Annotated in this window: 9 protein-coding genes; 4 read left to right on the top strand and 5 right to left on the bottom strand. The window is 43.9% G+C overall.

Annotated features, from left to right (window positions below; translation table 11 throughout):
- Positions 1-65 precede the first annotated feature (65 nt).
- Positions 66-1,469 (top strand): aminopeptidase P family protein, encoded by a 1,404-nt coding sequence (locus tag AC1DV1_RS05820; protein ID WP_477356489.1) that lies wholly within the window; start codon positions 66-68, stop codon positions 1,467-1,469.
- A gap of 435 nt (positions 1,470-1,904) precedes the next feature.
- A complete protein-coding gene (locus AC1DV1_RS05825; RefSeq protein ID WP_477356491.1) occupies positions 1,905-2,303 on the top strand; it encodes a DoxX family protein in 399 nt (132 codons plus the stop codon).
- A gap of 394 nt (positions 2,304-2,697) precedes the next feature.
- Here AC1DV1_RS05825 and AC1DV1_RS05830 read toward each other — a convergent pair whose 3' ends face one another.
- Together AC1DV1_RS05830 and AC1DV1_RS05835 are read right to left on the bottom strand one after the other, a co-directional pair.
- Positions 2,698-3,846 carry an AI-2E family transporter gene (locus AC1DV1_RS05830; RefSeq protein WP_477356493.1) on the bottom strand — a complete coding sequence of 383 codons (1,149 nt, stop codon included), beginning with the start codon at positions 3,844-3,846 and terminating at the stop codon, positions 2,698-2,700.
- Positions 3,847-4,196: 350 nt separating this feature from the next.
- The gene (locus tag AC1DV1_RS05835; protein ID WP_477356495.1) at positions 4,197-5,711 is read right to left on the bottom strand and encodes a hypothetical protein; all 1,515 of its coding nucleotides are present in this window, start codon (positions 5,709-5,711) and stop codon (positions 4,197-4,199) included.
- Between the two features lie 134 nt (positions 5,712-5,845).
- On the opposite strand from AC1DV1_RS05835, the gene yiaA reads away from it, so the two are divergent.
- A complete protein-coding gene (yiaA, locus tag AC1DV1_RS05840; protein WP_477356497.1) occupies positions 5,846-6,316 on the top strand; it encodes an inner membrane protein YiaA in 471 nt (156 codons plus the stop codon).
- Between the two features lie 404 nt (positions 6,317-6,720).
- Here yiaA and AC1DV1_RS05845 read toward each other — a convergent pair whose 3' ends face one another.
- The 3 genes from AC1DV1_RS05845 to AC1DV1_RS05855 form a co-directional block, all read right to left on the bottom strand.
- A complete protein-coding gene (locus tag AC1DV1_RS05845) occupies positions 6,721-7,128 on the bottom strand; it encodes an EthD family reductase (RefSeq protein ID WP_477356499.1) in 408 nt (135 codons plus the stop codon).
- A 466-nt stretch (positions 7,129-7,594) separates the two neighbouring features.
- Complete coding sequence (locus tag AC1DV1_RS05850; RefSeq protein WP_477356501.1) at positions 7,595-8,914, bottom strand: nucleotide-binding domain-containing protein; 1,320 nt, start codon at positions 8,912-8,914, stop codon at positions 7,595-7,597.
- Positions 8,911-9,432: a Pycsar system effector family protein gene (locus tag AC1DV1_RS05855; RefSeq protein ID WP_477356503.1), complete on the bottom strand. Its 522-nt coding sequence runs from the start codon at positions 9,430-9,432 to the stop codon at positions 8,911-8,913. The genes AC1DV1_RS05850 and AC1DV1_RS05855 overlap by 4 nt, the downstream gene beginning before the upstream one ends.
- 429 nt (positions 9,433-9,861) lie before the next feature.
- On the opposite strand from AC1DV1_RS05855, the gene AC1DV1_RS05860 reads away from it, so the two are divergent.
- Complete coding sequence (locus AC1DV1_RS05860; protein ID WP_477356505.1) at positions 9,862-12,927, top strand: tetratricopeptide repeat protein; 3,066 nt, start codon at positions 9,862-9,864, stop codon at positions 12,925-12,927.
- The last annotated feature ends 302 nt before the right edge of the window (positions 12,928-13,229 follow it).

Consider the following 13,229-nt stretch of genomic DNA (forward strand, 5'->3'; position numbering starts at 1 on the left):
CTTTTATTAAAAATTTTCCAGCCAAAGTTCCCCCTTCAGGGGGTTAGGGGGCTTATATTTGCGGCATGGATCTTCAATTATTCGATAAGCAGGTTTACGCCGATAGGCGGCAAGTGTTAACGCAAAGCATGGCCAACGATGGTCTTATTGTGTTGCTGGGTAACGAGGAAAGCAGCATGAACTATAAGGACAACCATTTTAACTACCGCCAGGATAGCAGTTTTCTGTATTACTTCGGGCTGGATATTGCCGGACTGGCCGCGGTGATTGATACCGACACCGGCGAGGCCCTGATCTTCGGCAACGAGCTGAGCATCGACGACATTATTTGGACCGGCGTATTGCCTACCGTGAGCGAAATGGCCGCCCTGGTTGGCGTTAGCCAAACCCGCCCGTACAACGATATTACCCACTACATCCACAAAGCGCAAACCACCGGGCGCAAGGTGCACATACTACCGCCTTACCGCCCCGAAAATAAAATTAAACTTGCTGCCTGGCTCAATGTGAGCCTGCAGGATGTGGCCGATCATGTTTCGGTAAAACTCATTAAAGCCGTAATTGCCCAGCGGGTGATTAAAACCCCGTTGGAGATTGCCGAAATGGAAAAAGCCGTATCCATTAGCGTGGATATGCAGCTGGCCGTTATCAAAAACACGCGCCCAGGCATTAAGGGATACGAACTGGTAGCCAAAGCCAACGAGGTAGCCATTGCGGCCAACTCCCGCCTGGGTTACCCGGCCATTATTACGCCCCGCGGCGAAACCCTGCACACCCATTACTACGGCCATACCCTGCAGGACGGCCAGATGCTGCTATGCGACATCGGTGCCGAAAACGCCATGCACTACGGCGGCGACCTTACCCGCACCGTCCCCGTGGGCCAACAGTTTACCACCCGCCAGGCCGAACTTTACGAAGTTGTGCTCAACTCCATGGACCACGCCATCAGCATGCTGAAACCGGGCGTGCGTTATAAAGACATTCACCTGGCCGCCTGCCAGAAACTGGTAGAAGGCCTGAGCCAGGCCGGCATCATGAAAGGCGATGCAGCCGAAGCCGTTGCCGCCGGCGCGCATACCATGTTTTTTCAATGCGGCCTGGGCCACATGCTGGGCATGGATACCCACGATATGGAAGACCTTGGCGAACCCTACGTAGGCTACACCGATACCCTTAAAAAGGAAACCACCGTTTTCGGCCTCAAATCCCTGCGCCTGGGGCGCGAGCTGGAAGCCGGCTACGTACTCACCATCGAGCCTGGCATCTACATCATCCCCGAACTCATCGATCGCTGGCAGGCCGAAAACAAATACACCGACTTTATCAACTACGATGTACTGAACACCTACCGCGATTTCGGCGGCATCCGTGTTGAGGATAACTTTTTGATAACCGATACCGGCAGCCATTTGCTGGGTAAGTACTTGCCTAAGAGTTTGAAGGAGATAGAGGGGTTGAAGGGGTAGAAATTATCCAGGTTACACATAGTATTGTGCTTTTACATTCTGAGCCTGTCGAAGGGTTGCGCGGAGGGGCCTTTGCCCGCTATGCTTCGACAGGGCTACCCATGACATGTTCTATTTTCGATGGGGTAGGCCTGTCACCCTGGGCCTGTCGAAAGACGCGCGGAGAGGCCTTTGCCCGCTATGCTTCGACGGGGCTCACCATGACAGCCCTTTTCACGATGGCATCATTTCCTCAAAATCCACGGGGTTTTACCACTCGGTGCAACACCGCTCTTTCACATCGCGGCCCCGCGATAATCCCAACTCTCGTGCCGGTACATGCCTCAAAATGCCTACGCCATCATCAATAATGCCCAATTGGCTATAAAACCACTGTGGGTTTTAAGGCAGATGCCTCATTTTTGACTCAAATCAAACTAAAAACACACAGAAATCATGACAACAAAAACAGCAAAAACAATTTTTTGGATCGGTACAGCATTAACCTCATTATGGTTTGGCACCAGCGGCATTTGCGAACTTACCACCAATAAAATAGTATGGGATATCACCCTCAAATTGGGGTACCCGGCCTACTTTATTTATGTACTGGGCGTAGCCAAGCTATCGGGCATTACCGTTCTGTTAATCCCCAACAAACTGCTCCGGTTAAAAGAGTGGGTATTTGCGGGCGTATTTTTCGATATCATTTTTGCCTTCTTCTCCAAGCTTATCGTCATCGGCCCATCCGCCACTATCGATGCCCTGGTTGCCTTCAGCATCGTAACCATAACTTATATCATGTTCAGGAAAGTATACCCGGCAAGTTATACCAGTGCCGTGGCCGGTGCTTAAAATCAAAGGGTGACACCGCTCAGATTGACGAAAGCCCTGCTGTACCGTCAGGGTCTCCCGACTATAGTTAAGCGAATGTTCCAAACTACCGTCATTGCGAGTGCCCACCAGCCTATGCTTGAAAAAAAAGGAATGACATAATTGTAAACGGGGCTTTTGTAGAGACGCAACATTTTGCGTCTCCCGCATGCAAATCACACATGCAAATTGAGCCTGTAAATTTTGAATATCCTGGGGGAGACGCAAAGTATTACGTCTCTACATTAAAAAAATAACTCTGATAATCAACAGTTTAAAACCATTTCATTAACTGGTCATGAAAGGCATCTGTAAAAAGGGAGCCGTTGCAATTTTATCCGCCATCTTTTTTAAAGCCCTCCCTACCGGGGAGGATTTAGGTGGGGCCCACCGATGGTTCCACATCTTCAATAACGACCTTCTTCTTTTTTAGCCTGAGACCTTTGGCCAGTTGATTTTGGTCTTTTTCTTCATCGCCCATGATAATGCCCCAGGGTTGCAGGCTTTCTACCCGGTCGAAAATGATTTTTAGCACAGCTATGCTGGGGATGGATAGGAACATGCCCGGTATGCCCCATATCATTTCGCCCATCACCACGCCAAGCACGGTAATCAAAGCGTTAATCCTTACTTTGGAGCCAACAACAATCGGCAGTAATACGTTGCTGTCAATTAAATGGGTAACAACCAGCGTAACCATCACCCAGATAACTTTGGTACTATCCGGCGATGTGCCCAGCGTAACCACTGCGCTAACCACCAGGGCGCTGAAAATACCCACGTAGGGGATAATATTAAACACCCCTGTAATCAAGCCCAATAAAATGGCATACTGTACCCCCATAAAACTAAATGCCACGCTTACGCCCGTTGCTATAATGCCCATTTCAATAAGCAAGCCAATAATATACTTGCGGATAATGCGCTGCACCTGCTCAATCACCTCATGCACCGTGGTTTTATTTTCGGGCAAAAAAACCGATACCAGGAATTTCATGATCAGCCGGCGGTACAGCAAAAAGAAAAACGTATAAATAAAGGTAAATACCAAAAACAGCAGAATAGACGATAACGATAGCACCGTTGCGCCAACCACTTCAGGATCGGGCGACATCACCTTGCTGGCGGCCGAGTTGACCACCCTGAGCTGCTTGCCACGCGTTACGTGGAAGGTATCCTGCACCCAGCCCCTGAACTCCCACATAGATTGACTTATCTGCGCCTGGAACCGCGGCCAATCCTTCGCCAGGTCGGCAATTTGCGAGGCGATGACATAAATGAGTGAGCCTATCAGCAATAGCAGCAGTATTACGGCCATCATAGAGGCGGCACTTCGGGGCAAACGCAGCCACTTCTCTAAAAAGGCCGCCACCGGCAGCAACAAGATCGAAAACAGGCACGAAAATATCAACGGCGAGAGGATCTCTTTGCCAATGATCACCAGGTAACCAATGGCAAACAGGCTGAACAATACGCAGGCCAGTTTAATATAAAACGGAAGTTTAGTAAGGGTTTTCAGGTCCATGGTTAAGGCAGGCACATGTGGTGCATTGGCGTAAAGTTATGAAATAACATGCATCTCCGCGGCCCTTATTCTCCAAAAGGGCAATGCCTGCGGCCCGGAAGACTTTTTAAGTCCCTCCCCACGGGCTACTGTATGTACACATCTTTTGGAAACGTACCAATAATAAAAAAAATGTCATTTCGAACGAACTGGGAGGGCTTTGAGTGTTGGGGAGAGGAGAAATCTTAAACGTCCTGTAATTTGATAGGCTTTTGGGGATGCAAGGCGTTAAAGATTTCTCCTCGTACCTCGTTCGAAATGACATTTTCTTTTGTTAAAAGATGTGTACACACAGTAGCCCCACGGCTGTCTTAATTCTTGATTCTAATTTCTTGACTCTTCTCCCGTACCAAACCCAGCACCACTTCATAAGCTGTTTTTTTCTCCCGGCGGGCAATCAGCCAGGCTATAAAGCTTAAGGTAAAAATGTCGTTATTTTCTGCCTTGTCGGCCAGGGTTAAAACCTGGTCACGGTACGTGGGTTCAAAAACCACATCGGGCTTTTGCAAGTGTTTTTCAACCAGCTTCAGAAATAATAGTACCCGCTCTTCCGAAGTTTTTAACAGGTACTTTTTATAGCGCCGCCTAAAACTGGTTAGCCGCGACATGGCAACATCAATGTTGGAGAACTGCGCATGCACCAAAATTTCCATCAGGTTTTTGCGGATGGTCCATAACATGCCTATCTTTTTTTCGTACCAGGCATCGGTTCGGGTAAGTAACATGAGCTGTTTTAAACTTTGCTGGTTGTTGCACAGGGCCAAAAACATGGCCAGGCATATGCGTACATCTTCTATATCTTCCGGTTTGCTCCTGTTGTTGGTTTTGGTAAGCGATTCCTGCAATATCATTATGGCATCGTTGGCAAAACCTGTAAAAAACAAGTTAAGGCCACGTAGTAACTGGTAACGTAAATAAAACACCGCATAGTAACGGCTATCCGTCGCCATTAAATCCATCATTTCCTTTAAATACGATGCACTCCTTACAAAATCCTTTTGCCGCAGGTGAAAGTTGGCCAAAAAATACAGGATAGAGATATGGTAAAAAAGGTACGACTGCTTTTTACCCTCCTGGCCCTGCATAAACTGATCCGTGCGTTTAACATAACGCTCTATCAATCCATAATTTTGCTGTATCGCCGCGTATTCATTGGCGATGAAAAGGATCTGGTAGATGGATTTATAGGTCATCAGGTCCTGTGCCGAGATTTTGTATTTCCTAATGGTGGTGATCACCAGGCTGGTCAAATTCACAATCTTCCCTTGCAGGTGTATAGCCTGGAGTTCCTGCCGTAAAAAGGCGTAGGCCATGTTCAGCTTAGCCTCGCGCTGCATATGCAGCTGGTTCTGCATAAAGCGCGCGGCGAGGGCATCCAGGTCTTCGGCTCCCTCCAGATGGGCATATTGCAGCTTCAGCAGCAAAAGTTCATTCAATAAATTAAACTGTTCCAGGTGCCCGGCCAGCCTTTCGGCCTTATCCAGGCATTTGAAGGCTACCTTATACACATCATTCTCCAACAAAAAACGCCCTACCACCACCAGGCGCAAAGCGTCGTAAGTTTCGGCATGACTGCTCTCAAAGGTTTTTTGCGATAAAAATAGCAGCAAATTATCCTGCAACCTTTTGCGTAATGCATGATAGGCATCCTTATTTTTTTCGGGCTTGTATAGTTTGTTTATGCCATCTATATCGTCAGTTTCTATCAAATCAAGCAAGGCCAGGTTTTTTACATCTTCCCTTTTGTTTTTTCGCTGCAAAAACTGTCTGAATAGTGCTTTATCGGCATTATTGAGCAGGTTAACCAGTTCCGATAGTGAGTCCATATCAATGTATTAATGCGCGTAAAGGTAAGTTAAATTGCAAATTATATCGTCAGTAATTTACATAATTTGATTTTAGCAGGCCGGTTTTACATCGCACATTTGCTTCCATATTAACAACCAAAAACAACACAAACATGGAACCGCTACAAAACAACACAGACCAAAATTCAGCCATCGGAAAATATGGCGACAAGATTAAAAGAAACCCGTTAAAACCCACCGCCGCCTTTATAGGGGCCTCGTGGTTTGCCTTATTGGTGGGCGTAATAGGTTACTGCGTTGGCTTATGGAACGCCACTATCCAGCTGAACGAAAAAGGCTATTACTTCACCATTTTATTATTTGGTTTATTCGCCGTTATCTCGGTACAAAAAAGCGTAAGGGACAGGGCCGAAGGGCTGGCCGTTACCGACCTGTACTACGGCCTCAGCTGGTTTGCCACCATCGCGGCCATGGTTTTATTAACCATCGGCCTATGGAATACCGACCTGGCCCGAAGCGAGAAAGGTTTCTACGCCATGGCATTTTGCCTCAGCATGTTCTCGGCCATTGCCGTACAAAAAAACACCCGCGACGCCAAACTGATAGACGATAAAGAACTGTAACGTAGCGGTTACCACCCCGCAGCGCCCTTGTTTTAACAAGGCCTGCGGGGTTTTTAAATGAATTTAATATCGAACACCGAACACCGAATATCCAATCTCCAATAATGAACCGAAAAATTTCGGCCTTGGATATTCTATGTTCGATATTGTTTTTACTTCTGTTTTCCCTTCAAAATCTTACTACTTGATACTTACTACTTGCTACTAAAAAGTGCGAAGAAAAATATTTGCGTATTAAAAATCTTACTACTTGATACTTGCTACTTGATACTAAAAGTGGCAATACCTGCGGTCCGGGCTATGCGTTCATACGCCGGCAGGCATTACGCGCAGGGCCGGTACCCACTTCTATCCCTATTGCGGAGTAGGGGGGCAAGCTGGTACCGTTTTGTAAAATGCTATGTTTACTTTATCACCTCACTTACCAAAATGACAGGACTGATATTGGTATAATTTGGAAAATCGGCACGAATGGTATCTCTGTTTGGCGCGATAGCAGTTTGATAGTCGCTTAGGCTTTTTATATAAAATGTGCCAATAGCCATAAAGGGCAGCGGTTGGTTTGGGATACCACTGGCAATCCCTTTTTCGATGGTGTATTTAACCAAATTTGATCCTAAAAACCGCGCTACCATTGGCATGTGCTTCAATTCATAATACTCCATATTAAAGGTTTTACCTTCGGCATAAGGGTACATCACAGATACTTTAATTAAGCCTTTTTCAACAATAGTTACGTTCTGCTTTTCCTGACTAAACACAGTAAAAGAAATGGTTAAAAGGAGAAATGATAAAATTAGCCTTAATTTCATAATTGGTTTATTTAACTGAAGGAGTTCAATTTATATACAAATATTAACATAATGTATTTATTCACAAAACGTTATGCCGACTAAAATTTAAGGTTTTTACACCATCGTTCTTTGCCCCTGGTGTATTTTTAAATAACGGTGATCGTCACTCCTTCCCTCCGCTGCCGTCCCGATCCATCGGGATGCGCCCGCATGCTCAATATACGCCATGCCTTTAGCACAATCAACTACACAACTTGTTAACCTCAATCTTTTAATATTACCCTTTCGCCCCGCTTAAAAATACAAATCCCGGATATATATTATAACATCCGGGATTTGCGTGGCGTATACTTAGCATGGCGTTTACCTGTCAGCGGGCACACAAGCCTGGAGCAGCGCAAAAAAGTTCTTGCGGGAGCGAGGGAACTAAGCAAAGCAAGCATCGGACTTCCCGATGCCTGCTAAAAAGCGCAATAAGCTTTCTCTAACGTACAAAGATGGGGAAGGTCAGGTTAACATTGCCCAAATGCCCCCTCGCCATCTTGCAGCTCACATAATGATGACCCAAATAGGCGGCTTCCGTTTCACAAGTCGTGGAGTCTTTATATAGTTCACCGAAACTGTGTGCTAACTGACCGGCATCTTTCGCCTGTGTACCCCGGTTGACTGCCTCCCAAACGATATGTTCAAAAGCTTGCTTATGATAAGGTGCCCCCCGGTACATGATTACAAAAGTGATCTTTTTTCGCTTATCAATTGACCGGGAGTTCTGATGATACTCTTCGGCTTGGCTCCCGTCAGGGTTGGAGATCACACATTTGATCCGAAAATCCCGATCGGCAATCTCTAGCCCCCTACCAGTACCGTCCTTTTTAATAAAATCATAGGAAAGTAGGTACTTGCGCCACAAGAATTCCTGCTGGCGGTACCGGAAATCGGTCGCATTAACAATATAACGATCCTCTACCGAAACACCACTGGTACCGGTCTGGTACACAAAACCATAGTAATCCTCTGGGAGGTCGATTTCGTTGATGACATTAGCGCCCACCACGATTCCGTTGGAGCCAGCCTTACCCTGCAGTTTTGCTGCGAGGTCAGTATGCAAACTGGTTGTGGTCAGTTCTGCGCAGCCGGGAACACCATAATGGGACCAAAGCACCTGTTTGTCGTTCCCGTAATCAATACCGATACGAATCTTGATCGGATCAAGCCCGTTGCGGCTAAAAACATCCGACAGGTCTTTTTCCACAAACTGGCACAACACCGAGGCCGCATTAATTGCATTTATGACTGCATCGTTCTTGTAATGGCCTTTGCGGACGAACTGGACAAAAACCGCGTCTCCTTGTAAACGATGAATATGGCCGCCAAAAAAATTGGCCACATGAATGCATAAGGTAAGCATCGAATCTTTGATCAGCCTGACTTTTTCTAAAGAATGTTTAAGCCCCAGCCGGGTTGAACCTTTGATATCCACAAACATGGAGACACAATGGTGATAACAACAGCTATCATGCGACAGGTCGCTGAAATCCGGATGCGATCCGATAACGATGTTTGAAAATGACGAACGGTTTGGGCCAAACAGTTCTTGCAGGCCATTCTTGTCAAATTCCAGTAAAGCTTTGTCACCGGTCAACTGCTGGTTCTCATTCAATTGTGAGAACATTCGAACGGAAGGTACCCCTTTCAAAATATCGGTCGACATGGACCGCTTGTTGGTTACCCCGCTGAAATTACTGATCTGGTTGCCTTTCAGGATATCCTCGATCCCGCTGGCGTAATTTTCAAACAACCTCATACGCCCCTAAAAATGATTAGCGCAACGCAGCCAAGCACGATTGCCAGTTGAAAGAAAATAATTTTAGTAGCCCATTCCAAGTGCTTGAATTTCTTCAGCAGCGCTTCGGAAAGCAGATAGGTTTGACGCGCCAGGTCTTCATTAGCTGCTGCTTCATCCTGTGTGCTAACTGCCTGATGGTAGGCTTTGGCATCAGCAAATTGTGAAACAGAACCAAAATAGATCAGCGAATGATACTTATCCTGCGTTGAGTTGCCGGAGCTTAGGAAGGGGTAGACAGCCAACAATACAATGATCAGGCTACTGATCCCCGCTAATACTAGCAGCAGGATACCGAATTTAAGATAACAAACATGCGGTTCGCCGACAAGTTCGGTGAGCGTTTTGTAGTTGGTCAGCAGACCGCCACATAAAAAAGTGTTGAAGGCGAGTAGGAATGCCCCCTTTGTGTTGGCACCATTGATATAATTATCATAGCGCTGGATAGTAAATTTTAATTGATCTTGATTTAATGCCATGGTTTAATTCAATTTTTATGAAAAATTTGTTGAATAGCCCCGCCAGCTACTGGACGAGGTAGGCACCAGTCTCGAAAACGACAGGAATATTACTTGCACGAAATGTAACTTTTATTACATTTGACCGTACAAATTTTAGTGAGGCCTCGTAACCTCGTTATTCGTCCCTTCTTACCGGTGCGGATGAACTATCAAAGTAGGCCTGGGGTCATCACACTCCCGGGCTTTTTATTTTGACAGATCTTTAGTGATGTATCTTTTACGTCATAAATCCTCCTTTTTTGATTTTAAAAAATGTAATTGATCCTTATTAAAAAATTATTAATTACCTGTAGTGCAAATTTATAATTTTATTTTTACAAACAAAATTGTTTGTCAAATTTTTTGTTTGCAATTTGTTTTGTTTGTTGAAATTCTTTAATATTGTACATGGATCGTGAACAACCCATTTCGGTTAACAACCTTTATTACTTTAATGCGCATACAAAAACAGATGATGATGTCGTGGAAACATTTATCGTTCGTAAAAACATTTTAAGTCGCATTTTACAACAGGTAGAAATTGGCGTCAAGGGTAAATTGCAAAAGCATTTTTTAATCTCAGGCAGCCGTGGGATGGGTAAAAGCACTCTGTTGCGACGATTAGAAATCGCGATGCAAAATGAAAGTGAAAGCTGTCATCTATTACCTATCCTTTTTCCGGAGGAGCAATACAACATTGATCGACTATCTAAATTCTGGCTTAATAGTTTAGATGCCTTAGCGGATAATTTTGAGGAGGAAAACAATTTTGAAGAAACGAATCTTCTCGATAAATTAATTGAGGAACTTACCGACCTGAAGGACGAGACAAAGGTTTCACAACGTGCCTGCGACTACTTACAGGAAGTTTGTAGGAAATATAGACGTCAGCCCGTTTTTTTAATAGATAATTTTGATATTCTATTCGATGGAATATCTAAGGAGCAAAGAGAGAATTTAGCCAAGCAGATAGAGACTAAAGGATCGCCATTTTTTATCGCCGCAAGTAGCCATGAGATTGATACAGCGACAGAAGAAGAACAGCTTTTTTTTAAGGATTTTGAAAAGATCCAATTAGATCGCTTATCTCAAAGCGAGATGCGGGAACTATTATTGGTTTTAGCAGAAAAAACTGGAAAAAGCGAGATATTTGATGATATCTATCGCAAGACCGCGCAATTAGATGCTTTACATAGTTTGACGGGCGGCAACCCAAGGATAGCTATCTTTATGTTTCATCTTTTGGCTAATGGTTTATCAAGTAAAATATTTGAAAATCTAAACGCGTTATTAGATATAATTACACCGCTTTATAAAAGTAATTTCGAACAGCTATCAAAACAATCTCAGATCATTGTGGATGCATTGGCGCTGAATTGGGATCCATGCGATCTGGATCTGTTATCTCATATTACTAAATTGGATAACAATACATTAGCTTCTCAGCTTGACAGACTGGTCAAGAATGGTTGGGTAGAAAGGACTGGCCGTTTTTCTGAAGAAAAGAACCGCGTGGTCGTAAGGATCAAAAATTACAGCCTCCGGGAACGTTTTTTTAATATCTGGTACATCATGCGTCGGGCCAGTAGACGACAAAGAGGAGACCTAAGGAGTTTAACTTTCTTTTTGGAAACTTTTTATACACCGCAACATCTCGCCGCTGAGAAAGTTAGGATAATCAACTTGCTGAAAGAAAATATTGACACAGACCGTATTAATTATGGATTGGCTCTTTCCCGTGCACATAATCGAGGAGATGGCAGCGAGATGGAAGAAAGTATCTATCGGGCAATACTTGAACAAACAGATGGTAATCATGCCGAGATCTCAAAATATTTGAATCCAGATCGTATCCCTGAAGGATTGTATGATGACTTTTTAGTGGCGGAAGCTAAAAGATGGACCTCCCGTATCAATACCCTTTTTGAAAATAAGGAGTACGAAAAAGCACGACAATTTATTACCTCCGTATTAAAGCGACATCCAAAGAATCGCTATGCACATAGAATGATGGCGGAAGCATTCTATCAAGAAGAAAAATACGATGAAGCCGAAACATATTATCAAAAAACAATCGCGATTAGAGAGGACGACTCTCTTAGTTGGCTGGGGATAGCTTTGATCCAAGAAAAGCGCAATGATTTCGCTGCCGCCGAAGAAGCATATCAAATAGCGTTGGTAAATCCTAACACTGTCTCTTATGTTTCTGTATCATACATCAATTTTTTGAGAAAAGCAGAACGCTATAACGATGCGGAAGATTTTTTACGTATAAGAAAAAATGAGAAACCGGACTCAAAACAGTTTGCATTTTTATTACTGGTGATACTTGCTGAGCAATTAAAATTAGATGAGTTGCAAAGTGTAGCTGCTTTGCACCTTTTAGAGTTTAAAGACGATTATGACTATGTTCAATATTTATTGGCTGTCGCGCTTGCAGAAGCAGGTAAACATGAGCATGCCGTTGACAAATTCAAAAATATCACTTCCAGCATTTTTGATGACAATGCAGCCTTTCAGCTTGCTTTCGCACAATCCTTGGAGGAGATCGGTGAATTTGACTTAGCGTATAAACGTTACAGTAAAGCTTTAAAAATCACTCCTAAAGATGAAAAAACGCTTTTTCAACTCGCAAGATTATTAAAAGATTCTTTAAATGAGTACAAAGCAGCAGAAAAAGCGTACAAAAAATTAATGACGATAAATGATCAAAACCCTGATGTCTGGATGGAACTTGGTGATCTTTACACTGCAACTCATAAGTTCAAAAAAGCCTTAAATGCGTTTACTAAAGCCACAGAGATCGCGCCCGATTATGCAAAGGCTTGGGCATTTTTAGCCCTATTCCAACATTATATGAACGATGAACCTGAAAAGGCATACATCCATTACGTTAAGAGTCTTGAGTTACAGCCACACAAAAATCCAGCGGCACTTCCTTTAGCAGATTTATGCCATTTTGATCTGAACAAGTACGAAGACGCCGACAAATATTATCGAATGGGATTGTTGGAGGGTCCCTTCTACGCGCATTACACCTTAAAATACATTATATTAAGGTTGTTGATGCAAAATGTATCGGGGGCTGTAGAAATAGGTGATGAATTTAGAAATACTTTAGATGGCGATGCTTTATCCATATCGCTGACAGAAGCAGTTATCGCCGTAGCTAAAAATAATTTTGGTAACGCAGCTGAAGCATGGAAGACAGCTTTAATAAATACTGAAGTCTCTGATGATACCTTGCAGGTCTTAAAATATGCATGTGCCATAAGCGTGAGATATGGCTTTGGATCCGGGTTACTTCGTGTTTTTGAGAGCTCAAATGCTAAGCAACAATTGCGGCCATTATACGAAGCGACGAAAAGCTTGACGATAGATAGTGTTGAATATCTTAATAACATTGCCGAAGAAATTAGAGATACTGCGCGGACAATATATGATGATATGAAATATTATTTAGAAGATGTTTGAACTACATAAAGTGCAGGGTATTAATTGTGGCGACCCATGCCCTTCGGCGCCTCTTAGCACCAACAAACACAAACATTTTACAAGCGCCCAAACTGCGGAAACCATCAATTCAATGTTAACCATGATAAATTGCAAATATCTGATTATCAAATATTTATAATTAATTTACATAAAATGTGTTAAGTTATGTTAACCATGTTTCAGCCTGTGGTCGGTGTCATGCCCCGTTCATTTAGCCTCACGGAAGGCCAAAGGCAATCACCAAATAGTTCCCAACTAAGGCTATTTTAAAACGCAAATCC

The organism is Mucilaginibacter sp. P4_D1 (assembly GCF_056401935.1).

Bases quoted from the DNA above. Each gene is read 5' to 3' on its own strand.
- yiaA (WP_477356497.1), top strand. From the start codon at position 5,846: ATGGAACCGCTACAAAACAACACAGACCAAAATTCAGCCATCGGAAAA.
- AC1DV1_RS05835 (WP_477356495.1), bottom strand. From the start codon at position 5,711: ATGGACTCACTATCGGAACTGGTTAACCTGCTCAATAATGCCGATAAA.
- AC1DV1_RS05860 (WP_477356505.1), top strand. From the start codon at position 9,862: ATGGATCGTGAACAACCCATTTCGGTTAACAACCTTTATTACTTTAAT.
- AC1DV1_RS05855 (WP_477356503.1), bottom strand. From the start codon at position 9,432: ATGGCATTAAATCAAGATCAATTAAAATTTACTATCCAGCGCTATGAT.
- AC1DV1_RS05845 (WP_477356499.1), bottom strand. From the start codon at position 7,128: ATGAAATTAAGGCTAATTTTATCATTTCTCCTTTTAACCATTTCTTTT.
- AC1DV1_RS05825 (WP_477356491.1), top strand. From the start codon at position 1,905: ATGACAACAAAAACAGCAAAAACAATTTTTTGGATCGGTACAGCATTA.
- AC1DV1_RS05850 (WP_477356501.1), bottom strand. From the start codon at position 8,914: ATGAGGTTGTTTGAAAATTACGCCAGCGGGATCGAGGATATCCTGAAA.
- AC1DV1_RS05830 (WP_477356493.1), bottom strand. From the start codon at position 3,846: ATGGACCTGAAAACCCTTACTAAACTTCCGTTTTATATTAAACTGGCC.
- AC1DV1_RS05820 (WP_477356489.1), top strand. From the start codon at position 66: ATGGATCTTCAATTATTCGATAAGCAGGTTTACGCCGATAGGCGGCAA.